We start from the raw sequence: 25,191 nt of genomic DNA on the forward strand, positions 1-25,191 counted from the left end.
TGTGACGCAGTGGCGAATGACACGCGGAGCAGGCGCTTCGCGCGTCATTCGCTTGCCCAAAAAAGCCGGTTCCCCACACGGTCAACGCCATGTCATCCGCCATCGACTTCGCCCAGCTTGCCGACGCCATTGGCGACGCCATCGTCATTTCGGACGCAGCAGGCGACATCACCTACTGGAATCCTGCTGCGACCCGCATGTTCGGTTACACGCGCGACGAGGCGCTGGGCCAGACACTCGACCTCATCATTCCGGAGCGCTTGCGCGGCCGGCACTGGGAGGGTTATCAGAAGACCATGGCGACGGGCCAGACGCGCTATGGCAATGACGTGCTGCGCGTGCCCGCCGTCGACAAGAGCGCGCGCGCATTGTCCATCGCTTTCACTGTCGCGCTGTTGCACGATCCGCAAGGCGCGGTCAGTGGCATCGTTGCCGTGATTCGCGACGAGACCGCGCGCTTTCAGGAAGAGCGCAATCTTCGCAAGCGCGTCACGGAACTCGAAGCGCAAGTTCAACTTCAGGCTCACGCACAGCAGTCCTGATTTTTCGCGGCCACATACGGGCCGCCGACGAATAGAACATAACGATCAGGAGACAGTCGGCATGGCGATGACCATCGCGATACCGCGCGAGATTTTCCCAGACGAACGGCGCGTGGCCGCCACGCCGGAGAGCGTCGCGCATCTGCTCAAGCTGGGCTACGTGGTCGAAGTGGAAGCCGGTGCGGGCGAGCAGGCTTCCTACATGGACGATGCGTATCGGGCCGCCGGGGCCTGCATCGTCGACGATGCGCTCGAACTGTGGAGCAGCGCGGACATTGTGCTCAAGGTGCGTCCGCCTTCGATTGACGAAGCGCAGCACCTGAAACGTGGTGCGACGCTGATCGGCTTTATCTGGCCGGCGCAGCAGGATGCATTGCTCGATACGCTTGCTGCGCGCGGGGCGACGGTGCTCGCGATGGATTGCGTGCCGCGCATCTCGCGCGCGCAGAAGCTGGACGCCTTGAGCTCGATGGCGAACATGGCGGGTTATCGCGCCGTGATCGAGGCGGCACAGTATTTCGGGCGTGTGTTTACCGGGCAAATCACGGCGGCGGGCAAGATGCCGCCCGCGAAGGTGCTCGTGATCGGCGCGGGCGTGGCGGGTCTGGCCGCCATCGGCGCCGCGCGCGGGCTGGGCGCGATCGTGCGTGCGTTCGATACGCGGCCCGAAGTGGGGCAGCAGATCGAGAGCATGGGCGCGGAATTCCTCACCGTGGAAATCGAAGAGGAAGGCGGCGGCGCGGGTGGTTACGCGAAACAGATGAGCGCGAAGTTCATTGAAGCGGAGATGGCCCTGTTCAAGGCTCAGGCGGCCGAGGTCGACATCATCGTGACGACCGCGTTGATACCGGGCCGGCCCGCGCCGCGCCTGCTCGATGCGCAAACCGTCGCGTGCCTGCGTGCCGGAAGCGTGATTGTCGATCTGGCGGCGGAGCAGGGCGGCAACTGCGAACTGACGCGGGCGGGCGAGGTGGTACGCGCGCACGGCGTAGCGATCGTCGGCTATACGGATTTGCCCAGCCGGATGGCGAACCAGTCGAGCCAACTCTATGCGACCAATCTGCGCCATCTGCTTTCCGACCTCACAACCGATAAGGATGGCGAATTAAAAATCGACATGAACGATGTCGTGCAACGCGGCACTACCGTCATGCTGAACGGCGAGTTGTGTTGGCCTGCGCCGCCTGTGCAAACAGCGGCTCCCGCTGCGTCGAAATCCGAAGCGAGGAATTCTGCACCGCCGTTGCCCGCGGGCGGCGCAGCGCATGAAGAGGCCACAGCCGTGCGTCGTCGTGGCGCTGGCGGAGTCCTGGCACTCGTGTTGATCGCGGCGCTATTGCTCGGACTTGGCGCAGTCGCACCGCCGTCGTTCGTCGCGCACTTCACGGTGTTCGTGCTGGCCATATTCGTCGGCTATCAGGTGGTCTGGAACGTCACGCCCGCGCTGCACACGCCGCTTATGAGCGTGACCAACGCGATCAGCGGCATCATCGTGATCGGCGCGTTGCTCCATCCCGCCGGGACGAATGCACTCGTGAGCGTACTTGCGGGCGTGGCGCTGGTCGTCGCGACGATCAATATCGCCGGGGGATTTCTCGTGACCCAGCGCATGCTGAAGATGTTCCAACGGACCTGAGGAGACGTCATGCTGAACGGAGTCGGCAATATGGCGTGGCTGGGCGCGGCGACGCTATTCATCCTCAGTCTGCGCGGACTGAGCCATCCTGCGAGTGCGCGGCGCGGCAATGTCTATGGCGTGTGCGGGATGACGATTGCGGTGCTGGCCACGCTGCTGGTGACGCGCGGCGCAAGCCTGGGGATCGCCGTCGGCGCTGCGCTCGTGGGTGGCGGCATCGGCGCATGGCTCGCGCGGCGTGTGGAGATGACGCAGATGCCGCAACTCGTAGCGGTACTGCATAGCTTTGTCGGTCTGGCCGCGACACTCATTGCGTTCGCCAATGCGCTGTCGCCCGCATCGGCATCGAGCGTGGTCGAACACGCGATTCACGATACGGAGATCTACGTCGGTGCTTTCATCGGCACGATCACGTTCGCGGGCTCGATCGTCGCGTTTCTCAAACTGCAAGGCACCATGGGCGGCAAACCGCTCGTGCTGCCCGCGCGGCATCTCATCAATGCCGTGGCGCTTGCGTTGTGCGTCGTGCTCGGCTACCGCTTCGTGAGCGCGACGGACAGCGCACAGGCGCTTGTGGCGCTCGGCGTCATGTGCGCGATCGCGGGCGTGCTGGGTGTGCATCTCGTGATGGCGATAGGCGGCGCGGACATGCCCGTTGTTGTCTCGATGCTTAACAGCTACTCCGGGTGGGCGGCGGCCGCCACGGGCTTCATGCTCGACAACGATCTGCTGGTGACGACCGGTGCACTGGTGGGTTCGAGTGGCGCGATTCTCAGCTACATCATGTGCCGCGCGATGAATCGCAGCTTTGTTTCGGTGATCCTGGGCGGCTTTGGCGCGGTGGCCGCCACGACCAGCGCCACACCCGAAGGCGAGGTGGTGGCGACCACCGTAGAAGAAGTCGGCACGCTGCTGCGCGACGCCGCCGAGGTTGTGATCGTGCCCGGCTATGGCATGGCGGTGGCGCAGGCGCAGGGCACCATCAGCGAAATCACGCGCCGTTTGCGCGCGCAGGGCGTACGTGTGCGCTTCGGCATTCATCCGGTGGCGGGGCGGTTGCCGGGCCACATGAACGTGCTGCTGGCCGAAGCGAAAGTGCCCTACGATATCGTGCTGGAAATGGACGAGATCAACGAGGACTTCACGAATACCGACGTCGTGCTCGTGATTGGCGCGAACGATATCGTCAATCCGGGCGCGCAGGAGGATGCCGGCAGCCCGATCGCAGGCATGCCGGTGCTCGAAGTGTGGAGGGCGCGCACGGTGGTGGTCTCGAAGCGCAGCATGGCGACGGGTTACGCGGGCGTGGACAATCCACTATTTTATAAGGATAACACACGAATGTTGTTCGGCGACGCAAAAGGCAGCGTCGATGCGCTGCTAAGACAGCTCGAAGCGGCGTGAAGTTTTTCAGGCCGCCCGCGCGTCAACAAATGGAGAGAGACAATCGTGCCACACACCGATCGCATCGACGCCGTCTATACGGCGCGGCGCCATAACCGCTGGGTACAGCTCACTGCGGGCATTGCCTGTATGGGGCTCGTCGCCAATCTGCAGTACGCGTGGACGCTGTTCGTCGTGCCGATGGATGCGCGTCATCACTGGGGGCAGGCCGCGATCCAGCTAGCGTTCTCGCTGTTCATCGTGACGGAAACATGGCTCGTCCCGGTGGAAGGCTGGCTGGTCGACCGCTTTGGTCCGCGTCCGGTCGTGATGGGCGGCGCCTGTTGTGTGGCGCTGGGCTGGTTGCTCGATGCCTGGGCGCCTGTGCTGCCGGTGCTCTACGTGGCGGCTGTGATTTCGGGCATTGGTGCGGGCTGCGTGTATGGCACCTGCGTCGGCACTGCGCTCAAGTGGTTTCCTGACCGGCGCGGCCTTGCGGCTGGGATGACGGCGGCGGGATTCGGCGCGGGCGCGGCGCTCACCGTCATTCCGATTTCGCGCATGATCCAGCATGCGGGCTATGAGGCCGCCTTCATTTTCTTCGGACTCCTGCAGGGCATCTGCATTCTCGCGCTCGCGCTGGTAATGGTTCGCCCGCGGCCCCCTGCCCATGCGGCGCGCGTGAAGCGCGTGGTCGCGACGAAGACGGACTACACCACGCAGCAGATGATTCGCGCGCCGTTGTTCTGGGTGATGTATGCGATGTTCGTCTGCGTGGCGACGGGCGGCATTATCGCCACGGCGCAGATCGGGCCGATCGCGAAATCGTATGGCTTCGCCACGATGCCGGTGGCCTTCATGAGCGTGTCACTGCCGTTGCTGACGATGACGTTGTCGATCAACAATCTCTGCAATGGCTTCACGCGGCCGCTGTGTGGGCTGATTTCGGATCGCATCGGCCGCGAGAACACGATGTTCATCACGTTTCTCGGCGAAGGGCTCGCGTTGCTGGGGTTGCGTTACTTCGGCCACGACCCGTATCTTTTCATGCTGTTTTCAGGGCTCGTGTTCCTGTTTTACGGCGACATCTTTTCGAATTTCCCGGCAACCTGCGCCGATACTTTCGGTGCGCGCTACGCGGCGGGCAATGCGGGCACGCTTTATACGGCGAAGGGCACCGCCGCGCTGCTCGTGCCCGTGGCGACGCTGCTCGCGCTACATGGCGGCTGGAACAGCGTATTCGAATTCGCCGCGTGTATCGCGATGATGGCGGGCGTGTGCGCGAAAGTCGTGTTGCAGCCGATGCGGCGGCGCTGGATTTTCCAGTCGGGCACGCCCGAGGTGCGTCCCGAAGCGGCGTTTAATGCTGCGCCGCTTGGATCACGGGAATAGCCGCGCGGCGTTCAGGTTCAGATCGTGGCTTTGCCACGACGACGCGCGGCCGCGGCGCATGCCTTGCCTGCTTGGGAACGGAGTGCCCGCATGAAGGTCATTGCGGGCGAGCCTGTCCGCACACGCGCGCGGCGAACGCGTCGCGTGTCGGTGCGCGCCTGTTGACGGCGCGGGTCTTCCTCGTCGGGGAACGCGGCTTCGGCAAGCGAGCCGTAGCGGCCTTCGGTCTGCGCGCGTTCGATCCACCCGGCGGGTAGGCGCGTCGCGATCAGCCAGGTTGCCGTAGCGCCGAAGCCAACCGCAACGATCGCGGCGATGACGATGATTTCCATCCTGTCTCCGTTCCTTTGGGTAGCGATTGGCCCATGCCATGCAATGTATCCTGAAGGATATAACGCTTCGAGCAAAACGAGGCAATCGGACAGGATGAAGAAGGGGGCGTTTGCGAAGCAGAAATGAAAAAAGCCAGCATTAAGCTGGCTTTTTTCATGAATCTTGGTGCCCAAGAGAGGACTCGAACCTCCACAGTGTTGCCACCGCCAGGACCTGAACCTGGTGCGTCTACCAATTCCGCCACCTGGGCAAGGTGTCGCTTACTACTTGTTGCTGCGCTGTGTCGTGCAGCAGAGAGCGAGATTCTAGCGTATCTGTAGGATCTGTCAATAGATGTTTTCAAAAAATCTTCACATCACAGAAGATGTGCATCCTCACGCAGGGGAACATGAGAGAGAAGGACTCATGCGCGTCGACAAAAAGCAAAAGCCCGGCAAGCATTGGTGATTTTGCCGGGCCTGGGACTCTCGATGTCGATGCCAGCGAAACAAAGCGTGAGAAATGAAAAAAGCCAGCATTAAGCTGGCTTTTTTCATGAATCTTGGTGCCCAAGAGAGGACTCGAACCTCCACAGTGTTGCCACCGCCAGGACCTGAACCTGGTGCGTCTACCAATTCCGCCACCTGGGCAAGGTGTCGCTTACTACTTGTTGCTGCGCTGTGTCGTGCAGCAGAGAACGAGATTCTAGCGCATCTACGGAGCTTGTCAACAGGTGATTGCAAAATTCTTTTGCGACGATGCCGGCTCGCGCCAACCGCGAACCCCGCGCCGCCAACGCGCGCTCGCCGGCCTGCGCGCTGGATTGTCGGGTGCGGCGCGGGTGTTAGAATGCCTCGCAGCAGTATGGATGGCGCACTACATGTTTGTAGCGCGCGCCTTCTGCGCCAGCCGCATGTTGCAGCATACGAAGACCGGGGCGCGGCGCGTTTGCCACTTGTGCCACGAGCCGCGCGATATCCGACGTCCACGCAACGAGAACCAAAATCGACAAGCCCTTGAGCAAATATCCGTACCCGATTCCCAGCCGCGAAGAAATCCTCGGCGTGCTGCGGACCAGCGAATCGCCCTGCACCGCGAACGATATCGCCGAGGCGCTCGCGATCAAGCGCCAGGAGCGCGAAGGGTTCTTCAGGCGGCTCGCCGCGATGGAGCGCGACGGGCAGATCCGGCTCGACTCGCGCGGCCACTATCAGCTCGCACATCCTTCCAATTTCGTTGCGGGCCGCGTTCAGGGCCATCGCGACGGCTATGGCTTCCTGATCCGCGACGATGGCCAGGACGATCTGTTCCTGCCACAAGGCGAGATGCAGAAAGTCATGCACAACGACCGCGTGCTCGCGCGCATCGTCGGCTATGACCGGCGCGGGCGCCCCGAAGGGCACATCGTCGAAGTCACGGACCGCGCGAACCGCCGCGTGATCGGGCGTCTGTTGAACGAGAACGGCGCGATGATCGTTGCGCCCGAAGACAAGCGCATCGGCCACGACATTCTCGTCACGCAGAACCCCAAGAAGGCCAAGGTCGGCCAGGTCGTGGTGGTCGAGCTGACCGATTTCCCGAGCCGCCATTCGCAGCCGCTGGGCCGCGTGGTGGAAGTGCTGGGCGACATCGACGATCCCGGCATGGAGATCGAAATCGCCGTGCGCAAGTACGGCGTGCCGCATGAGTTCAGCAAGGAAGCGCTCGCCGATGCCGCGAAGCTGCCCGACGCCGTGCGTCCGACCGATATCCGCTACCGCGTCGATCTGCGCGATGTGCCGCTCGTCACGATCGACGGCGAGGACGCGCGCGACTTCGACGATGCCGTCTATTGCGAGCCGATGCAGGTCGGCAAGGGCGAAGGCTTCCGTCTGCTCGTGGCGATCGCCGACGTCTCCCACTACGTGCTGCCGGCTAGCGGTCTGGATGTTGACGCGATCGAGCGCAGCACCTCGGTGTACTTCCCGCGCCGCGTGATCCCGATGCTGCCGGAGAAGCTCTCCAACGGACTGTGCTCGCTCAATCCGCACGTGGATCGCTGCGTGCTGGTCTGCGACATGGTCATCACCGCGCGCGGCGAGATCAAGGCGTACCAGTTCTATCCGGGCGTCATGCACTCGGCGGCGCGTCTGACGTACACCGAAGTCGCGGCGGTCCTCAAGAACACCAAGGGGCCGGAGGCGACGCGCCGCGCCGCGCTGCTGCCGCAACTGCAGAATCTGTATGGCGTCTACAAGGCGCTGTTCGCGGCGCGCCAGAAACGCGGCGCGATCGACTTCGATACGACCGAGACGTATATCGTCTGCAACGCGCAGGGCAAGATCGAGCAGATCGTGCCGCGCCAGCGCAACGACGCGCACAAGTTGATCGAAGAGTGCATGCTGTCGGCCAATGTCTGCGCCGCGGACTTCATGAAGCGCAACAAGCACCCGGGCCTGTACCGCGTGCACGCGGGCCCGAGCGCCGAAAAGCTCGAAAACCTGCGTACCTTCCTGCGCGGCATGGGGCTGAGCCTCGGCGGCGGCGACACGCCGCACGCGAGCGACTACGCGGCGCTGATGGCGCATATCCGCGACCGGCCCGACGCGCAAATGTTGCAGACGATGCTGTTGCGCTCGATGCAGCAGGCCGTCTACAGCCCGGACAATATCGGCCACTTCGGGCTCGCGTATGAGGCTTACGCCCACTTCACGAGCCCGATCCGCCGCTATCCCGACCTGCTCACGCACCGCGCGATCTACGCGATCCTGCAGGGCAAGAAGTATCAGCCGGCCGCGCCCGAAGGCGTTGCGCTCAACACGGCGCTTTCGCCGCGCGCCCGCGCCATGCAGGCCGAGGACGAAGAGAAGCGCGGCTCGCGTCGCAATCGCGGCGGCAACACGGCGATCTGGGAAGAGCTGGGCCTGCATTGCTCGGCCAACGAGCGCCGCGCCGACGAAGCCTCGCGCGACGTCGAAGCCTGGCTCAAGTGCTATTTCATGCGCGACAAGCTCGGCGAGGAATACGGCGGCATGGTCAGCGGCGTGACCTCGTTCGGCATCTTCGTGCAGCTCGATTCGCTCTTTATCGAAGGTCTGGTGCACGTGACGGAACTCGGTTCCGATTACTTCCAGTACGACGAGATCAAGAACGAACTGCGCGGCGAGCGCACCGGTATCCGTTATCGCCTGTCGGATCGCGTGCGCGTGCAGGTGAGCCGCGTCGATCTCGACGCGCGCAAGATCGATTTCCGTCTCGTGCGCGATACGCCGGTCAAGCCCGGCGTGAATCGCGGCCCGCAGGGCGCGCAGCAGGAGCGTGCTGCAACCGATGGCGGCCCGCGCGTACGCGCCATGCCGATGGCTGCCGACGACGTGCGGCGCAAGAAGGCCGCACCGCCGCAGAGCGCGGCGGTGAAGGAGGCGCGCGCGGCGCGCGGCTCGGCCAAGACCGCGAAGAAGCGCGCGCCGTCGAAGCCGACGGCCAAGAAGTCGCCGGTGCGCAACAAGAAGCGCTAAAAGCGCTAAAGCCGTACCCACGGCGCGCGGATCGCTCGCACAAACGAGCGTTCGCGTGTCGTGAACCGGACCGCTGGATCATCTGGCGGCCGGCGCAATATCACTCGTTCGCGGCGCCTTCGATGCGCCGCGAACCGTTTATCAGGGGTTGTTCCAGTCATGTCACGTCTCAAGGTTCTTTACGGGTTTCATGCGGTGACCGCACGTTTGCGGCACGACGCGTCCACGGTCGAGGATGTCTATTACGATCCGACGCGGCGCGACCGCCGCATGCAGGAATTCCTGCACGCCGCGAAGGAAGCCGGCGCGCGCGTCATCGCCGCCGACGAGACGCGTCTGTGGGGCCTCGCGCACACCGAGCGCCATCAGGGCGTGGTGGCGCGCGTGCACGATCTGGCGCTGGCGCAAAACCTGGCCGAACTGCTCGACGGCATCCAGGGCTCGCCCCTGCTGCTGGTGCTCGACGGCGTGACCGATCCCCATAACCTCGGCGCCTGCCTGCGGGTGGCCGACGCCGCTGGCGCCCACGCTGTGATCGCGCCGCGCGACCGCGCCGTGGGCCTGAACGCGACCGCCGCGAAAGTCGCGAGCGGCGCCGCCGACACGGTGCCGTACATCACCGTGACGAACCTCGCGCGCGCGCTGCGGGAGCTCAAGGACGCGGGCGTCTGGGTGGTCGGCACGGCGGGCGACGCACCCGTGGGCCTTTACCAGACCAAGCTCGACGGCCCGGTGGCCCTCGTCATGGGCGCCGAAGGCGAGGGCATGCGCCGCCTCACGCGCGAGACCTGCGACGAAGTCATGCAGATCCCGATGGCCGGCACGGTCGAAAGCCTGAATGTCTCCGTGGCGTCGGGCGTTTGCCTGTTCGAAGCGGTACGTCAGCGCGCCGCGCGCTGATCCTGCGCTACCGATTCTGTTTCACCGAAGCAGCATGACGAACCTGCATGGCGTGGGACGCGCGGCGCTGGCCGCCGTGGGCGCGGCGCTTGCGCTCGCGGCCTGTACGAGCGCCACGATGACCGATCGCGGCGCCTATATCGCGGATTCGCAGTACCACGCGCGCAGTGCGGATACGCGCATCCGCTTCCTGGTGCTGCACTACACGCAAGGCGACGAGCCAACCTCGCTGGAAGAGCTGACGCGCGAAAGCGTCAGCGCCCATTACCTCGTGCCCGAGCATCCGCCGCTGCGCGACGGCAAGCCCGTCGTGCTGCAACTGGTGCCCGAGTCGCAGCGTGCGTGGCACGCGGGCGTGAGCGAGTGGCAGGGCACGACCGAGCTCAATGCGGCGTCGATCGGTATCGAAAACGTGAATTCGGGGCCGCACGACACGCCGCAAGGCCGCGAGTGGGCGCCCTGGCCACCCGATCAGGTGGCGGCGATCATTGCGCTCTCGAAGGACATCGTCACGCGCTACGGCATCTTGCCCACGCGCGTGGTGGGCCATAGCGACATCGCCCCGCAGCGCAAGATCGATCCGGGCGCGGCGTTCCCGTGGAAGCAGCTCTACGACGCGGGTGTGGGCGCCTGGCCCGACGACGCCACGGTCAAGGCCGATCTCGCGGGCCGTGCACCCGATGCGAGCGCCGACGTGCGCGGCCTGCAACTGAAGCTCGCGCGCTACGGCTACGACGTCGCCACCGACGGCGTGCTCGACGATCGCACTCGCCGCGTGTTCGCGGCCTTTCAGATGCATTTCCGCCCGCGCGACTATTCCGGCACCCCGGACGCCGAAACGGACGCCATCGCCCAGGCGTTGCTCGACAAGTACGTCGATCGCAGCGCGCCCGCGCTGCCCGGCGCGACGGAAACGGCGCCCTGATTCAGGCTCCGGCGCGCCGGAAAACCGGAAAACGCAGACTTCACCGGCGGGCGCCGCCCGCAACTCCGGTAAACTATGCGTTTTCCGCGTTTCCTCTCCTCGGGCAGTACCCATCATGACTCAAGACGAACTCAAGAAACTGGTCGGCCAGGCCGCCGCCGACTACGTCAACGCGAATGTGCCGGAAGGCGCCATCATCGGCGTCGGCACAGGCTCGACCGCGAATTGCTTCATCGACGCGCTGGCCGCGAGCAAGAGCCGCTACCGCGGCGCCGTGTCCAGCTCGCTCGCCACCACGGCGCGCCTGGAAGCGCACGGCTTCAAGATCTTCGACCTCAACGAGATCGAATCGCTGCCCGTCTACGTGGACGGCGCCGACGAAATCGACGCTTCGGGCGCGATGATCAAGGGCGGCGGCGGGGCGCTCACGCGCGAGAAGATCGTGGCCTCGGTGTCGGAAGTGTTCGTCTGCATCGCCGACGCGAGCAAGCGCGTCGAGGTGCTCGGCCAGTTTCCGCTGCCGATCGAAGTCGTGCCGATGGCGCGCACGGCCATCGGCCGCCGCGTGACGGCGCTCGGCGGCGTGCCGGTGCTGCGCGTGCAGAAGGACGGCTCGCCGTTCATCACCGACAACGGCAACGAGATTCTCGACGTCAAGGGCCTGCGCATCAGCGATCCGCGTACGCTCGAAGCACACGTCAATGCATGGCCGGGCGTGGTGACCGTGGGCCTGTTCGCGGCGCGTGGCGCGGACTTCTGCCTGCTGGGCGGTGAGAGTGGTGTCGAGCGCGTCGACTACCGCAAGGTTTGATGGTTTGAAGATGCGAGCGGTGGCGTTTGTACGACGCTGCCGTTCGCACTCGTATTGCGGGCGATGCCACGCGCCGATTGATATGGATTCCTGATAATCAAGGGTTCCATGCGCGCGAAATCGAACCACCGGAATCGAAGAAAAGGCAAAGCGCGCCGAAGCCAGAACGCTCTGCAATCAGACACACACACACGAGAAACCGGGCTTGGGGCCACCGCGCGATGGCCTGCGGGCCTTGCTTCTTCGTCTTATTCCACCGTTTCGGCCTGACGCAGGCGCGGCAGCAGCCGGTCGAACTCGCGGCGCACGAGGCCGTAGCACTCGCAGGCGCGGGCTTCGAGGCCCTCGCGGTCGAGCACGCGGATGCGCCCGCGGCTGTGGTGGATCAAACCTTCATCGTGAAGCTTGCCGGCGGCTTCCGTGATGCCTTCGCGACGCACGCCGAGCATATCGGCGATGAGCTGCTGCGTGACCGTGAGGTCGTTCGAGGCCACGCGATCGACTTCGATCAGCAGCCAGCGGCACAGCTGCTTGCTGAGCGAATGATGGCGATTGCAGGCGGCGGTTTGCGCGACCTGGGTGAGCAGCGCGTGCATGTAAAGCAGCATCAGGCGGCGCAGGAAGTCCGAGCGCGCGAACTGCTGCTTAAGGCTTTGTGCGCTCATGCGATAGGCGAAGCCCGCGCACTGCACCTGCACGCGGTTCGGCATGGTTTCGCCGCCCGTCAGGACGGGCACGCCCGTCATGCCTTCGCGGCCCACGGCGGCGATTTCCACGGAGCTGCCGTCTTCCATCGTCGAGAGCATCGAGATGATGGCCGTGGTCGGAAAGTAGACATGGTGAATGCGCTGGCCGGAATCGCAGAGGAGTTGTTCGGTGCGCAGATGGACGAGTTCGAGATGAGGTGCGAGTGCTTGCCATTCATGCGACGGCAGTGCGCCGAGCAAATGGTTGCCGTGCAGATCCGATTGAAGGGTCAACATGATTTGGTCCTCGTGTGAAGGCGCTTGCGCTGCCTTCTGTCTTGTCGTTCCGGTCGCCGAATCGTTTGTTGTTTGCCGCTTCCCGTAGCGGCTGTTCATTCGTCGTGCCGGCCCCATGGTCCCGAGAGCGTTCGCATTGTGTGTTTGCGTTACGCCTGTGTGGCGCTTCTCACTAAGCAGGGTGTGTGCCAGAAGGTCGCAAACCACGCCACAGCTAGGCTTCGCGGGCGTTACGTGCGAAACGCGGCTGGGCAATCCCGCGTTTTTGTTTCACTTCTGCACGATGCGTACGTGGGGGCCACCAATGGACTGAGCAATTTGTATCGATGTAAGTCTTTGATTTATATGGTGGAAATGGTGCGCTGGAACGGTGTCTTGAAAATGACTCCCGCTTGAAACATACCGCGCGGCCGCCCACTGCGGTGGGGTCTGGGCGTGCCGCAGAGCGTTCGGATTTGATTCATCGTTGTTGCGGTGCGGCTGATCGGGCAATAAACGTTCGCCGGTGAAACATAGCCGCGTTACGGCTCGTCACGTTACGTTGTGTGGCCTGGCGCACGGAGTACGGCAGGCTTCTTCGGACGCCCGCGCCGGCAAAGGCTCTCGGGTGCGTTGTTCCGCGGTTCTCTGCGCAGTGTTGTCCGCGGTTGTCCGCGCAACGATCTTCCCGCCCGTCTGTCCATCTTCGGCGTCAGCATAGACAAACGCGCCAGCGCGCCGCCGTGCGGCAGCACTCGGACAGTGTGGGTATGCGTACAGATTGGCCTTGTGGCCTTTGCTCCAATGGAGCCTGACAACGAGGGAGTGCGCACGTGCATGACGAAGCGAGATCCGGCGCAATACGCGCGAAACCCCGCTGAATGCCACCTGCGCCGATCCAATACCAGACATTCCAGCGGGGAGCTTCGCGTATGAACCAGCTCGTCACACCGGCCGGCTTGATTGCCGCGGCCAATGAACCCGAAGTTGCGCTCGTCGTGCAGCCGGTCGTGCTCGCCGGTGGATCGGGCACGCGGCTCTGGCCGCTTTCGCGCGAACACTGTCCGAAACAGCTGATCGACCTGCTCGACGGGGAGTCGCTGCTCGAAGCCACCGTGCGCCGTCTCGACGGTCTCTACGCCAGTCCGGGCGTACAGACCGGTGCGTCCATCCGCAAGGCCGCGCCGCTCGTCGTGAGCAGCGAGGAACTGCGCCACATGACCGCCGACCGGTTAGGCCGCAGCGGCAAGCGGGCGCGCGTCGTGTTCGAACCGCACGCGCGCAACACCGCACCGGCGCTCACCGTGGCGGCGCTCGCCGCGCAGGCTTCGCATGGCGAAGCGTCCACCGAAGCCGCCGCGCCGCTCGACAGCGATCCGATTCTCATCGCCATGCCCGCCGATCATCTGATCGCCGATCGCACGGCGTTTGCCGCCGCGCTCGAAGACGCCGTGAGCTACGCCGCGCGCGGCGCCATCGTCACGCTCGGCGTGCCGCCGCGGCGCGCGGAAACCGGTTACGGCTACATCTGCGCGGGCGCCATGCTCGGCACGAGCGGCGCGCGCACGATCGAGCGCTTCGTGGAAAAGCCCAGCGCCGAAGTCGCCGCCAGCTATGTCGCGTCGGGCGATTACTGGTGGAACAGCGGCATTTTCGTGGTGCGCGCCTCGGTATGGCTCGCGGCCATCGCGCGCGCGCGGCCCGCCATCGCGACGCTGTGCGCCCAGGCGTTCGAGCTGGCGCGTGTCGATGCGGACGGCGCGGTTCACCTCGACGCGGCGATTTTCGAGGGCTGCCCGTCGGACTCGATCGACTACGCGGTGATGGAGTCGATTGGCTCCGATGCGCGTCTTGCTGGCGTGGTCGTGCCGCTCGTCGCGGGCTGGTCGGACGTCGGCGCGTGGGATGCCGTCTGGCAGGTCTCCGATAAGGACGCGAGCGGCAATGTCGCGCGCGGCCGCGTGCTCTTCGAGGACTCGACCGACAGCTTCGCGCATTCGGACGGACGGCTCGTCGCCTGTGTGGGCGTGCATAACGTGGTGGTGGTGGAGACCGCGGACGCCGTGCTGGTCGCCGCGAAGGACCGCGTGCAGGACGTCCGGGCGATCGTCGGCAAGCTCAAGGCGCAGCGCGGCGAAGAGGTGCAGCACCATCGCCGCGTCGAGCGGCCCTGGGGCTGCTACGACTCGGTGGACCGTGGCGAGCGCTTCCAGGTCAAGCGCATCGTCGTGAAGCCGGGCGGCGTGCTTTCGCTGCAAATGCATCATCACCGTGCCGAGCATTGGGTGGTCGTGCGCGGCACCGCGCGCGTCACGCGCGGCGACGAGGTCTTCCTGATCTCGGAAAACGAATCGACTTACATCCCGCTCGGCGTGAAGCATCGGCTCGAAAACCCGGGCAAGACCCCGCTCGAAATCATCGAAGTGCAGTCGGGCGGCTATCTCGGCGAGGACGACATCGTGCGCTTCGAGGACCAATACGGACGCACGGCAGTGTCGCGCTGACCGGATCGGACCGGTCGGCACGCGCCGCTGCATGGGCACATGACTGCATATGCACAGAAAACCAGGACCGCAAATAACGATAAAGAACAAGTAACCGGGAATACAGGCAAAGCTGGATCAGCCCTTGATTCATACAGACTGCTTACTAAAAGACAACGAATAACTTCAAAAAAACGAAATTCGGGAAACCGAAGGGCCGATTCTCGAAGAACTTGTATCGCCCGGGCATTTGTCACGCGAAATTTGCGTCAGGAGATATCCTGGCTTACGTTTTATTCAATTAGCATGGCAACGTACGTTAGAGCTCGACGAAGCACGAGGCCCACGCAGCAACCGGCAAACAGGGCGATTAACGCCATCGGGGGGAGGGGTCATGGAACTGGGGAACAACAAGGAACGCTCACTCGTGAGCAAGGTCATGGATGGCCTGATTTCGGGCATCGTCGAAGAGCGTTATGGCGCGATTCTGCCGCCGCAGGACGTGTTGTCGAAGGAGTTCGATGTGAGTCGCACGGTCATGCGCGAAGCGCTGTCGATGCTGCTCGCGCGCCACATGCTCGACGTGCGGCCCAAGATCGGCACGCGCATCAGGCCGATGCGCGACTGGCGCATGATCGACGAAGACGTCGTGAACTGGCGTTTTCGCGCGAAGCCGGACAAGACCTTTCTGCGCGACGTGATCGAATTTCGCACGCTGATCGAACCGGCCGCCTGCGCGCTGGCGGCCGAGCGCGCGGGCGCGGCGGATATCGCCGGTATCCGCGACGCCTTCGATGCGCTACACCAGACGAGTCCGGGCGATTCGGGCTGCCAGGCGGCCGATTCGCTGCTGCATACGCGTATTCTCGCGGCGAGCGGCAATCAGTTCTATCAGCAGATGGCGGCGATCGTGCGCGGCGCGCTCACCATCGTCAATCCGCTCCTGAACCAGCGCGCGGACGGCTGGAGCAATGTCGTCGCCGCGCACGGGCGCGTGGTCGAGGCGATCGAGCGCCGTTCGCCGGCGGACGCACAGGCGGCCGCGGCGGCGATGATCGCCTATACCGCCGACGAGCTCAATCGGGCGCTCGCGACGGAGTCTGCCGAATGACGTTGAATCACGCCAGGTAACGTGGAGTAACGCGGAGCAACGTCGAGCAACGTCAGCTCCAACCGGAACGCGCGCGCGGACGTCTGCCAACATCCCGCGCCTGTCTCGCCGCTTTTTTCGTAAGCTCGCCGCGCGCGCCTTTGACCGGGCGCGCGCGGCTTCGGCATGGGCGTTTGCCTTCGCGCGCGCGAGCCAGTATCGTGCGTCTCTTCGCAATCCGCACAAAGAGAGACGACAGACATGGGCGATATCGCTGGGACCGGCACGATTCGTTGGGGCATCGTGGGCGCGGGCCGCATCGCGCGGCGTTTCGCGCAGGGCGTGGGACATGTCGACGGCGCGCGCGTGAGTGCGCTCTGGTCGCGCCGCGCCGAAACCACCGGGGCGCTGGCGCAGGAGTTCGGCGCGCTCGCCTGCACGAGCTTCGAGGCGCTGCTCGCAAGCGGCATCGACGCCGTCTACATCGCGACGATGCAGGACAGCCACGCGCACTATGCCACCGCCGCCTTGCAGGCCGGTTTGCCCGTGCTCTGCGAGAAGCCCGCGACGGTCAACGCCGCCCAGCTCGACGGCGTGCTGCAAGCCGCGCGCAGCTCGCAGCGCCTCTTCATGGAGGCGATGAAGCCGCCGTTCTATCCGCTCTATCGCGCCTTGCGCGCGCATCTCGAAGCCGATCCGATCGGCCCCGTCGGTCTCGTGCGCGCGGGTTGTTCGGTCGCCAACGTGCCGGCCGACCATCCCTCGTTTTCGTTCGCGCACGCGGGCGGGGCGCTGCTCGACATCGGTGTCTACGAGATGTTTCTGGCCGTCGACTGGCTGGGCGCGCCGCGCGAGGTGCAGACCTTCGGGCGGCTGGGCGCAACCGGCGTCGATACGTTTGCGAGCCTCCATTGCCAGCACGAGCACGGCATCGCGCAACTCTTTTGCGGGCTGGATCTGCATGGCTTTGGCGATGCGCTGCTGGCGGGGCCGCTCGGCAACGTGACGATCCACGCGAACTGGTGGAACCCGGCGCGCGCGACGATCCGCTATGTCGACGGTCGCACGGTGGAACTCGACGAGCCTTTCGAGGGCGGCGGCCTCAACTACGAGACTGCGCACTTCTGCGAGCTGCTGCGCGCAGGCGCGCTGGAAAGCCCGGTGATGCCGCACGAAACGTCGCGGCGCATGATCGCGATGGCCGATGCCGCGCGCGCGGCGCTCGGTCTGCGTTTCGACTGCGAGTGACGAAGAGGGGCGCGGCGGTGACGGGAACCGCCGCGTTCGAAGCTTGGATCGCCTGGATCGCCTGGATCAGTGGCGCGAAGGCAGCGCGAGGCGCTTCTCGTACCAGTGCTGGACCCATTCGAGAACCTGGCACAGCACCCAGTAGATCGCGGCCGCCGCGAGGTACAGCGGCAGCGGCTGATAGGTCGAGGCGATGATTTCCTGGGCGCTGCGCAGCAGCTCCGTCACCGTGATGACCGACACGAGCGAAGTGTCCTTGATGAGGCTGATGAGGCTGTTCGACAGGCTCGGCACGGCGATGCGCAAGGCCTGCGGCGCGATCACGTAGCGCAGCGTCTGGCGCCGCGAAAGCCCCAGGCTGTACGCCGCGAGCCACTGGCCGCGATGAATGCCGAGAATCGCGCCGCGCATGCTCTCGGACAGATACGCCGCGACGTTGGCCGACAGCGCGATCACGCCGGCGGGCGTGGGATCGAGCGAGATGCCGACGCTCGGCAAGCCGTAGTAGATCACGAAGATCTGCACGAGCAGCGGCGTGCCGCGCATGAGGCTCACATACACACGCGCGATGAACACGGGCGCGCGGTTCGAGCTGATGCCCATGAGGGCGAGCACGGCGCCGCCGATGAGTCCGAAGATCATCGACAGGACAGCGAACTTGACCGTGAGCACCGCGCCCTGCGCGAGGACCGGCAGCGACTGGAGGATGAGCGTGTAGATGGGCATGGGAGACGCGGAAATAAGGGCTTGCGCAGCCTGACCTTGAAAAACCGCGGGGCGGCACCCTGCCTCGATGGCAGGATGCGCGCCCCGCGCCTGTCATGTCACGCGGCAGCGCGAGCGCTGCACGCCGACATCTGTTACTTCGTGACCGGCCTGGTTACGTCGATGCCGAACCACTTGTCCGAGATCTTCGTGAAGGTACCATCGGCTTCGAGCTGCGTCATGGCGTCGTCGATCGCCTTGGCGAACTTCGGATTGCCCTTCCTGAACGGAATGCCCGACGGGTTGCCGTCGCCGACGAGCGCGCCCGCGCGCAGCGGCAACTGCGAATTCTTCATCAGGTAAGCCAGCATCAGGCGGTCGTTGAGCGCCGCGTCCAGACGGCCCGCGGCCAGATCGCGCAGATACTCGGGCGCGCCCGGGTAGGTCTTCACGTCGATGCCGGGCACCGATTTCGCCATGTCCATGTAATTGGTGCCGAGCGCGACGCCGAGCTTCTTGCCCTTGAGGTCGTCGAGCGACTTGAACTGGCGCGTGTCGTCGCGGCGCTCGATGAGCTGCGCGGCCGAGTACGTGTAGGCCGGCGAGAAGTCGAGCACGGCCTTGCGCTGGTCGGTGATGCCCACCTGGTTGGCGATCACGTCGAACTTGCCGGCCTGCAGACCCGCGATGATGCCGCTCCATTCGGTCGTGACGAACTCGGGCTTCACGCCGAGCTTCGCGGCGACCGCGCGGGCGATATCGACATCGAAGCCGACCAGATCGCCGTTGGGCGCCTTCGAGTTGAACGGCGGGAAGGTGCCCTCGAGACCGATGCGCAGCGTGCCGCGCGCCTTGACCTGGTCGAGCAGGTCGTCGGCATGGGCGCTTGCCGCCACGAACGTCGTGCCCGCCAGCGCGAGCGCGAAGAGTTTCTTGAGCAAAGCGAATTTCATTGTTGTCCTCTTGTTTTACTGCTGTCCGTTTGCGGCGCGTGCGCATGCCGCTCAAGGCAAACCCGGCGCGCCGCACATGGCCTGAAACTATAGCCTCAGGCGCGGCCCGAGGCCAGCGCCCGCGCGCACTCGGCGACCAGCGCCGGGCCGCGGTAGATGAAGCCCGTATAGACCTGCACGAGCGCGGCGCCCGCGGCGATCTTCGCGCGCGCATCCTCGCCCGAGAAAATCCCGCCCACGCCGATGATCGGCACCTGCTCGCCCAGTTCGGCGCGCAGCTTGCGGATCACCTCGTTCGACGCGTCGAACACCGGACGGCCCGACAGGCCGCCGGTCTCGCTCGCGTTCGGCAGGCCTTCCACTGCTGCGCGCGAGAGCGTCGTGTTGGTGGCGATCACGCCTTCGATCTTGTGGCGCAGCAGCGTGTCGGCGATTTCCTTGACCTGCTCGTCGTCGAGATCCGGCGCGATCTTGAGCGCGAGCGGCACGAGCTTGCCGTGCATGTCGGCCAGACGCTGCTGCTTGTCCTTGAGCGCCGCGAGCAGGGCGTCGAGCTCGCCGCCGCCTTGCAACTGGCGCAGATTCTTCGTATTGGGCGACGAGATGTTGATCGTCACGTAGCTCGCGAACGGATAGACGCGCTCAAGGCAGAAGAGATAGTCCTCGGCGGCGCGCTCGATCGGCGTATCGGCGTTCTTGCCGATGTTCAGGCCCAGAATGCCGCGATAGCGCGCGGCCTGCACGTTCTTCACGAACTGCTCGACGCCGTGGTTGTTGAAGCCCATCCGGTTGATGATGCCGCCCGCCTGCGGCAGACGGAAAATGCGCGGACGCGGATTGCCCGGCTGCGGACGCGGCGTGACCGTGCCCACCTCGATGAAGCCGAAGCCCAGCGCGGCAAATCCATCGATGGCGGCGCCTTCCTTGTCGAGACCCGCGGCGAGCCCCACCGGATTGCGGAAGGTCAGGCCCATGACGGTGCGCGGCGAATCCGGCACGCGCGAGGCGAGCAGGCCGGCCATGCCGGTACGGCCCGCTGCGCCGATCATGCGCAGGGAGAGATGGTGGGCGTCTTCGGCGTCCATGCGAAAGAGCTGGTCGCGGACGAACGGATAAAGGGTGCTGAACACGGGAGGAAGGCGCGGGCGCCAAAAAATGAGAACCCGCTATTTTAGCGACAAAGGCGCGGGGGCTGGCTGGCGCGCTGGAATCCGCCTGGCCGTGCCGGATCGCATTCAGGGCCTGGCGAGCTTCGGTCGGGGTTCAGTCTGGGCTCAGTTGGGGTTCAGTCGGCCGGATCGAGCGCGCGCCAGACGCCGTCGAACAGGCCTTCGAGCGGCTGGAAGCGCGCCTTGTAGGCCATCTTCGGGCTTTCGCGGATCCAGTAGCCCAGATACACATAGGGCAGTTGCAGGCTGCGCGCCTGTTCGATCTGCCAGAGGATGTTGTAGGTGCCGTAGCTCGCGTGCAGCCTGTCCGGGTCGAAGAAGGTGTAGACCGAGGACAGCCCGTCGCCGAGGATGTCGATCATGCTGACCATGCGCAGGATGCCCGGCGCATCGGGATGCTGCGGATCGGGTTCGCGGAATTCCACGAGGCGCGAGTTGATCCGGCTTTGCAGCAGGAACTGCTCGTACTGGTCGCGGCTGTCGCGGTCCATGCCGCCGCCCGCGTGGCGCGCCGACTGATAGCGCATGTAGAGCGCGTAATGCGCCTCGTCGTAGTGCAGCGGCGCGACCGTTGCGACGAGTGCGCCGTGATGCTTCCAGGTGCGCCGCTGGGTGCGGTTGGGCGTGTAGTGCTCGACCGGCACGCGCACCGGCACGCAGGCACGGCAGCCGTCGCAGTAGGGGCGATAGGTGAAGACGCCCGAGCGGCGAAAGCCCGCTTTCACGAGATCGGTATAGACGTCGGAATTGATGAGGTGGCTGGGCGTGGCCACCTGCGAGCGCGCGATGCGCCCCTCCAGATAACTGCAGGGGTAGGGCGCCGTTGCATAGAATTGCAGCGCGGAAAGCGGTGAAAGCGGCAGCTCGTTTGGATGAGTCACGTTGGCAGCTCTCGAAGCAGATCGGCACGTCGCGTGTCTCGGGGCACCGCCAGGACTGGCGATAAAGGCGACGTGTTCTGACTGCATACTAACATCGACGCCAGGCTTGCATCTATCGAAATACGCGGCCTGGAGCACGCGTGGCCCCTGTTGGCGCGGCTCTCGGTGCGATTTTCCGTAGGTTCAAAGCCGCGCTTCAGAGCGTCGGAACGGCCGGCGTTTCGGTGTGTCCCTGACCGTGGCCGAGCCAGTCGGCCAGCACGCTCTTGTCGAAGCGCCAGGGGATCGCGTGTGCGCAGACGTTCGCCCTCACATGAGCGATAAACGGCTTGCGCCCGATCTCGCGCCCGCCCAGCGACGCAAGGTGGGCGGTGTTCTGCTGGCAGTCGATCAGCGTGACGCCGTTGCGGCGCAGATGCGCGACCAGCGCCGATAGCGCGATTTTCGACGCGTCCGTGACCGAGGCGAACATCGACTCGCCGAAGAACATCGTGCCGAGCGACACGCCATAAAGGCCGCCCACGCGCTGGCCTGCGAACCAGGTTTCGATGCTGTGCGCGTCGCCGATGCGATGCAGGCTCGAATAGGCGTCGATCACGTCGGAGGTGATCCAGGTGCCGCGCTGGCCGCGCCGCGGCGCGTTCGCGCAGGCGCGCATGACAGCGGCGAAATCGTCGTCGACGCGGATTTCCCAGGCGGGATCGCGCAGTACGCGCTTGAGCGTTTTCTTGAGAGAGGGCGAGACCTTGAACTCGTCGGGGCGCAGGATCATGCGCGGATCGGGGCTCCACCAGAGCACGGGCTGGCCGTCCGAATACCACGGAAAAATGCCGTGCCGGTAGGCGTCGATCAGGCGGGAGGGCAGCAGATCGGCGCTGGCGGCAAGCAGCCCAGGTGCGCCGCTCGAGGCGCCCAGGGCGCGCTCAAGCGGCGGGAATGGGTCGTCGGGCGAAAGCCAGGGCACCATCGCCGGAGCGGGTCAGCCGTCGCGCAGCGGGCGCAGGACGTCGCCGGTGTGCAGGCCATAGCTGCCCGACTGGCGATCGGCAAAGAAAAAGCGCAGGGTCTGGCCGACCGTGGGGAACGCGATCTCGTCCCACGGAATTTCGTGTTCCTCGAACAGGCGCACTTCGAGGCTCTCTTCGCCGGCTTCGACGTCGATGTCGAGCAGGCGCGCGAGGTAGAAAAGGTGGACCTGATGCACGCGCGGCACGTTGAGCAGCGAGAAAAGGCTCTGCACTTCGACGCGTGCGCCGGCTTCTTCCAGCGTTTCGCGCGCGGCGGCTTCGGAGGTCGTCTCGCCCATCTCCATGAAACCTGCTGGCAGCGTCCAGTAGCCGTAGCGCGGCTCGATCGCGCGGCGGCACAGCAGCACCTTGTCTTCCCAGACCGGGACGGTGCCGACCACGTTGCGCGGATTCTGATAGTGGATGGTGCCGCAGTGCGCGCAGACATAGCGTTCGCGGTTGTCACCGGGCGGCACGAGCAGGCTGACCGCCTGACCGCAAGTCGAGCAGAATTTCATGAGCACGATAGGGGGATGGGTGATGCGAGTGTATCACCGCAGCGCGTCATGACGGGAGACTGGCCCGGAGCGGGACAATAAGCGCATCGGCATGAAGGTGCATGCTTGTGGTGCGGAAAACAAAAAAGGGTTACACGCTGATGCGTTGTAACCCTTGATTGCTTCTGACAGAACAGCTTTGGTTGCGGGGACAGGATTTGAACCTGTGACCTTCGGGTTATGAGCCCGACGAGCTGCCAGACTGCTCCACCCCGCGTCCGTCAGAGAAAGAGATTATAGGGTGTATCCTAGGTTCGTGCAAGCGCTGTTTGACGAATTCTTTTCGGGCCGCTTGCAAAAGCTTTCCAGGCGCGCTTGTCCGGGCGCCCTCAGCGCATGGCAGGGGCTTTGCGATGCGATTCGGGAACGCCAGGCTAGAATCGGGTCCGAGTCTTTCTTACAGACTTCATACCGCCCGCCTCGCATCTCGCATTCACGTTCCGACGGATATATGGACCTCGCCCACGACCTTCAAACGATAGCCGCGCAAGAGCGTGCGCTCGTGTTTCCCCGTTTCGATTCCGATCGCGCCTGGCAAATCGGCGCCTTCCTGCGCGAGCTGGCCGTCGCGCGCTCGCACGCGGTCGCCATCGACGTGCGCACATTCGGTCTGCCGTTGTTCTTCTGCGCGTTGCCCGGCGCCACGCCCGACAACGTTTCGTGGGTGCAGCGCAAGTCGCGCGTGGTCGAGCACTTCCGCCGCAGCTCCTATGCCATCGGCCTGCGTTTGCAGCAGACGGGCACCACGCTCGCGGACAAGCACGGCTTGCCGGCCACGGAATACGCGACGCACGGCGGCGCGTTTCCGCTCGCCGTTGAGGGCGCGGGCGTGATCGGGTCGGTGACGGTTTCGGGGCTGCCGCAGCGTCTCGATCACGAACTGGTTGTCGAGGCGCTATGCGCGCAACTCGGCGCCGATTACAGCCAGCTTGCGCTCGCGAAGGCCTGATGCGATGCGCACGTCACCCTGGTTGATCCTCGCCATCGCGATCGTCGCCGAAGTCATCGCCACCTCCGCGCTGCGGGCGTCGAATGGTTTCTCGCGGCTCGTGCCGTCGGCGATCGTCGTCGCCGGTTACGGCGTGTCGTTCTATTGCCTCTCGCTCACGCTCAAGACGCTGCCGGTCGGGATCGTCTACGCGGTATGGTCGGGCGTGGGCATCGTGCTCATCACGCTCGTCGCGATGGCGCTCTATAAACAGGTGCCCGATCTGCCCGCGATGCTCGGCCTCGGACTGATCGTGGCCGGCGTGCTCGTGCTCAATCTGTTTTCGAAGATGCAGGCGCATTGAGCACGCATTGAACACGCCAGCGGGCACGTTCAGCGTGTGCCCGCCGTCGGGTTCCCTTTGCGTGCCCCTTAATTCTTCGGCAATACGACGCGCACGCCGCAACCGGCGATGGCCTCGCGGCTGCTCTCGCCCTCGGGCGTGGCCGCGTCTTCCCACAGGCTGATCGCGCGCGAGATGTCGATGTCGTTTTCCCCCGCGTAACGAAACCAGCGGCTGGCGGCCTGCGCCTCGGGGATTTCCTGATCGGCGTCGAAGTAGCGTCCGCTCATGTGCGCGTCCATCGAGAGTGAAAGGGCTTGCAGATGAGTTTCGCACATCCGGGTTTCGCAGATCCGTCGAGGGCGTCGATGCAGAATGCACAGCTTCCCGCCGGGCCGGCCGTGCTGGGCGTACCATCGAGCGCAGCGCGCTCTCTGCTGGCGCGGTCTTTCCTCTGCAGATTTTTCCACGGGGCTGGACATGGATATCCGTTTTCCTTCCGAAGCGCCGTCCTGGCACGACTCCACGCTCACCGTGGTGTTTGCGGCGCTGGTCGACGGCGCGCGCGTGCCGTGCGCGATTTCCGTCGAGGCGCTCGAAGACCATTTCGGTGCGCTGCCCGATGGCCGTGAGGCCTGGATGCGCGCCTTCGACGCTGGACGCCGCCGCATCGAGGCCGTCGCGCGCGCCCATCTCGAACTGAGCAACGGCACGCCCGTGCTGCTCAAGAGCGGCCATTTCCCGCCGGGGCATCTGTTGTCATGATGTGCCCGGTGCGGCCATGAGCACGGTCGAACCCACGCGTGCCGCGGTCTTGCGCGCGCGCATTCTCGATGCCGCGCGGCGCATCGTGATGCGGGAGGGCATCGACGCGCTCTCGATGCGCAAGATCGCCGATGCAATTGGCTATTCGGCTGCCTCGCTCTATCTGCACTTCGAAGGCCGTGACGCGATCGCCCGCGAGCTGGGTCGCGAAGGCTTGGCGCAACTGCTGGTGCGTCTCGAAGCCTGCGCCGAAGTCGAGGCGCCGCGCGCGCGGCTTCATGCGTTCGCGCATGCGTACGTGGCGTTTGGCTGCGCGTATCCCGAGACGTATCGGCTGATGTTTTTGCCGCCGCGTGAACCGCCGCGCGAGCAGGCACAGGAAGAGGGCGATGCGGCCGGTGCGCCGCCCAACGAAGCGCGGTCTGACGCAGAAACCGCAGCGATCACGAGGCTGTTGGCCGATGCGTTCGCGCCCGTGTGCGCCGAGCCCGCGCTGCTCGCGCGCGCGTTATGGGCACTGCTGCATGGCGTCGTGGCGTTCTCGCTGTCCGGCCCCGCCTTCGCGCCCGAGTCATCGCGTCTGGAGGTGGTCGACGCCGCGCTCGATGGCTGGCTGGGTGCTGACTGCAAACCCGACGCAACGCGGAAAACGGGGGAAACGCCGCCCGACGCGACGTGATAGCCTCGCTAGCCTTGAGTTTC

25 protein-coding genes and 3 tRNA genes are annotated in these 25,191 nt (G+C 65.1%); 15 read left to right on the top strand and 13 right to left on the bottom strand.

The window, feature by feature from the left end; all coding sequences use genetic code 11:
* The first annotated feature begins 89 nt into the window (after window positions 1-89).
* From B0G62_RS19445 to oxlT, 4 genes are all read left to right on the top strand, one after another.
* Entirely contained in the window at window positions 90-542 is a 453-nt protein-coding gene (locus B0G62_RS19445) for a PAS domain-containing protein (RefSeq protein ID WP_103705855.1), read from the top strand.
* Between the two features lie 61 nt (window positions 543-603).
* Window positions 604-2,178 (top strand): Re/Si-specific NAD(P)(+) transhydrogenase subunit alpha, encoded by a 1,575-nt coding sequence (locus B0G62_RS19450; RefSeq protein ID WP_103705856.1) that lies wholly within the window; start codon window positions 604-606, stop codon window positions 2,176-2,178.
* A 9-nt stretch (window positions 2,179-2,187) separates the two neighbouring features.
* Window positions 2,188-3,582, top strand: a complete 1,395-nt coding sequence (locus B0G62_RS19455; RefSeq protein ID WP_103705857.1) for an NAD(P)(+) transhydrogenase (Re/Si-specific) subunit beta — start codon at window positions 2,188-2,190, stop codon at window positions 3,580-3,582.
* A 45-nt stretch (window positions 3,583-3,627) separates the two neighbouring features.
* Window positions 3,628-4,953, top strand: a complete 1,326-nt coding sequence (gene oxlT / locus B0G62_RS19460; RefSeq protein ID WP_244193311.1) for an oxalate/formate MFS antiporter — start codon at window positions 3,628-3,630, stop codon at window positions 4,951-4,953.
* A gap of 17 nt (window positions 4,954-4,970) precedes the next feature.
* Here the strand turns inward: oxlT and B0G62_RS31380 are convergent, their stop codons facing one another.
* From B0G62_RS31380 to B0G62_RS19475, 4 genes are all read right to left on the bottom strand, one after another.
* Entirely contained in the window at window positions 4,971-5,459 is a 489-nt protein-coding gene (locus B0G62_RS31380; RefSeq protein ID WP_146055332.1) for a hypothetical protein, read from the bottom strand.
* Window positions 5,450-5,536: transfer RNA gene (locus B0G62_RS19470), tRNA-Leu, on the bottom strand. The genes B0G62_RS31380 and B0G62_RS19470 overlap by 10 nt, the downstream gene beginning before the upstream one ends.
* Before the next feature lie 89 nt (window positions 5,537-5,625).
* Window positions 5,626-5,838: a hypothetical protein gene (locus B0G62_RS31385; protein ID WP_146055333.1), complete on the bottom strand. Its 213-nt coding sequence runs from the start codon at window positions 5,836-5,838 to the stop codon at window positions 5,626-5,628.
* A tRNA-Leu gene (locus tag B0G62_RS19475) sits at window positions 5,829-5,915 on the bottom strand. Before B0G62_RS19475 ends, B0G62_RS31385 begins: the two co-directional genes overlap by 10 nt.
* A gap of 366 nt (window positions 5,916-6,281) precedes the next feature.
* Here B0G62_RS19475 and rnr point away from each other — a divergent pair.
* The 4 genes from rnr to rpiA all read left to right on the top strand — a co-directional run bounded on the left by rnr (window position 6,282) and on the right by rpiA (window position 11,398).
* Complete coding sequence (gene rnr / locus B0G62_RS19480) at window positions 6,282-8,762, top strand: ribonuclease R (protein WP_103705859.1); 2,481 nt, start codon at window positions 6,282-6,284, stop codon at window positions 8,760-8,762.
* A 159-nt stretch (window positions 8,763-8,921) separates the two neighbouring features.
* A complete protein-coding gene (rlmB, locus tag B0G62_RS19485; RefSeq protein WP_103705860.1) occupies window positions 8,922-9,662 on the top strand; it encodes a 23S rRNA (guanosine(2251)-2'-O)-methyltransferase RlmB in 741 nt (246 codons plus the stop codon).
* A 34-nt stretch (window positions 9,663-9,696) separates the two neighbouring features.
* Complete coding sequence (locus tag B0G62_RS19490) at window positions 9,697-10,587, top strand: N-acetylmuramoyl-L-alanine amidase (RefSeq protein WP_103705861.1); 891 nt, start codon at window positions 9,697-9,699, stop codon at window positions 10,585-10,587.
* A gap of 115 nt (window positions 10,588-10,702) precedes the next feature.
* On the top strand, window positions 10,703-11,398 hold the full coding sequence (rpiA, locus tag B0G62_RS19495) for a ribose-5-phosphate isomerase RpiA (RefSeq protein ID WP_103705862.1): 696 nt from the start codon (window positions 10,703-10,705) through the stop codon (window positions 11,396-11,398).
* A 248-nt stretch (window positions 11,399-11,646) separates the two neighbouring features.
* On the opposite strand, the gene B0G62_RS19500 is transcribed toward rpiA, so the two are convergent.
* Window positions 11,647-12,381: a Crp/Fnr family transcriptional regulator gene (locus B0G62_RS19500; RefSeq protein WP_103705863.1), complete on the bottom strand. Its 735-nt coding sequence runs from the start codon at window positions 12,379-12,381 to the stop codon at window positions 11,647-11,649.
* Window positions 12,382-13,292: 911 nt separating this feature from the next.
* Here B0G62_RS19500 and B0G62_RS19505 point away from each other — a divergent pair.
* The 3 genes from B0G62_RS19505 (at window position 13,293) to B0G62_RS19515 (ending at window position 17,181) form a co-directional block, all read left to right on the top strand.
* Window positions 13,293-14,864, top strand: a complete 1,572-nt coding sequence (locus B0G62_RS19505; RefSeq protein WP_103705864.1) for a mannose-1-phosphate guanylyltransferase/mannose-6-phosphate isomerase — start codon at window positions 13,293-13,295, stop codon at window positions 14,862-14,864.
* A 373-nt stretch (window positions 14,865-15,237) separates the two neighbouring features.
* Complete coding sequence (locus B0G62_RS19510; protein ID WP_103705865.1) at window positions 15,238-15,954, top strand: FadR/GntR family transcriptional regulator; 717 nt, start codon at window positions 15,238-15,240, stop codon at window positions 15,952-15,954.
* Window positions 15,955-16,194: 240 nt separating this feature from the next.
* Window positions 16,195-17,181, top strand: a complete 987-nt coding sequence (locus B0G62_RS19515) for a Gfo/Idh/MocA family protein (protein WP_103705866.1) — start codon at window positions 16,195-16,197, stop codon at window positions 17,179-17,181.
* A 66-nt stretch (window positions 17,182-17,247) separates the two neighbouring features.
* On the opposite strand, the gene B0G62_RS19520 is transcribed toward B0G62_RS19515, so the two are convergent.
* From B0G62_RS19520 to B0G62_RS19550, 7 genes are all read right to left on the bottom strand, one after another.
* Window positions 17,248-17,907, bottom strand: coding sequence for an amino acid ABC transporter permease (locus tag B0G62_RS19520; protein WP_103705867.1), 660 nt, complete (start codon window positions 17,905-17,907; stop codon window positions 17,248-17,250).
* Between the two features lie 134 nt (window positions 17,908-18,041).
* On the bottom strand, window positions 18,042-18,839 hold the full coding sequence (locus tag B0G62_RS19525; RefSeq protein ID WP_103705868.1) for a transporter substrate-binding domain-containing protein: 798 nt from the start codon (window positions 18,837-18,839) through the stop codon (window positions 18,042-18,044).
* A 95-nt stretch (window positions 18,840-18,934) separates the two neighbouring features.
* Window positions 18,935-19,969, bottom strand: a complete 1,035-nt coding sequence (locus tag B0G62_RS19530; RefSeq protein ID WP_103705869.1) for a quinone-dependent dihydroorotate dehydrogenase — start codon at window positions 19,967-19,969, stop codon at window positions 18,935-18,937.
* A gap of 155 nt (window positions 19,970-20,124) precedes the next feature.
* Complete coding sequence (locus tag B0G62_RS19535; RefSeq protein WP_103705870.1) at window positions 20,125-20,889, bottom strand: arginyltransferase; 765 nt, start codon at window positions 20,887-20,889, stop codon at window positions 20,125-20,127.
* A 196-nt stretch (window positions 20,890-21,085) separates the two neighbouring features.
* A complete protein-coding gene (gene aat / locus B0G62_RS19540; protein WP_103705871.1) occupies window positions 21,086-21,856 on the bottom strand; it encodes a leucyl/phenylalanyl-tRNA--protein transferase in 771 nt (256 codons plus the stop codon).
* 12 nt (window positions 21,857-21,868) lie between these two features.
* Window positions 21,869-22,414 carry an NUDIX hydrolase gene (locus B0G62_RS19545; RefSeq protein ID WP_103705872.1) on the bottom strand — a complete coding sequence of 182 codons (546 nt, stop codon included), beginning with the start codon at window positions 22,412-22,414 and terminating at the stop codon, window positions 21,869-21,871.
* A gap of 179 nt (window positions 22,415-22,593) precedes the next feature.
* Window positions 22,594-22,670, bottom strand: a tRNA-Met gene (locus B0G62_RS19550).
* A 234-nt stretch (window positions 22,671-22,904) separates the two neighbouring features.
* Between B0G62_RS19550 and B0G62_RS19555 the strand changes: the two genes are divergently transcribed.
* Window positions 22,905-23,402, top strand: coding sequence for a heme-degrading domain-containing protein (locus B0G62_RS19555; protein ID WP_103705873.1), 498 nt, complete (start codon window positions 22,905-22,907; stop codon window positions 23,400-23,402).
* A gap of 4 nt (window positions 23,403-23,406) precedes the next feature.
* On the top strand, window positions 23,407-23,745 hold the full coding sequence (locus tag B0G62_RS19560) for a DMT family transporter (protein ID WP_103705874.1): 339 nt from the start codon (window positions 23,407-23,409) through the stop codon (window positions 23,743-23,745).
* 68 nt (window positions 23,746-23,813) lie between these two features.
* On the opposite strand, the gene B0G62_RS19565 is transcribed toward B0G62_RS19560, so the two are convergent.
* The gene (locus B0G62_RS19565) at window positions 23,814-24,014 is read right to left on the bottom strand and encodes a hypothetical protein (RefSeq protein WP_103705968.1); all 201 of its coding nucleotides are present in this window, start codon (window positions 24,012-24,014) and stop codon (window positions 23,814-23,816) included.
* Between the two features lie 190 nt (window positions 24,015-24,204).
* Between B0G62_RS19565 and B0G62_RS19570 the strand changes: the two genes are divergently transcribed.
* Window positions 24,205-24,489 carry a DUF1488 family protein gene (locus tag B0G62_RS19570; protein WP_103705875.1) on the top strand — a complete coding sequence of 95 codons (285 nt, stop codon included), beginning with the start codon at window positions 24,205-24,207 and terminating at the stop codon, window positions 24,487-24,489.
* Window positions 24,490-24,505: 16 nt separating this feature from the next.
* Window positions 24,506-25,168: a TetR/AcrR family transcriptional regulator gene (locus tag B0G62_RS19575; protein WP_103705876.1), complete on the top strand. Its 663-nt coding sequence runs from the start codon at window positions 24,506-24,508 to the stop codon at window positions 25,166-25,168.
* The last annotated feature ends 23 nt before the right edge of the window (window positions 25,169-25,191 follow it).

Source organism: Paraburkholderia eburnea (genome assembly GCF_002917095.1).
Taxonomy (GTDB): domain Bacteria; phylum Pseudomonadota; class Gammaproteobacteria; order Burkholderiales; family Burkholderiaceae; genus Paraburkholderia; species Paraburkholderia eburnea.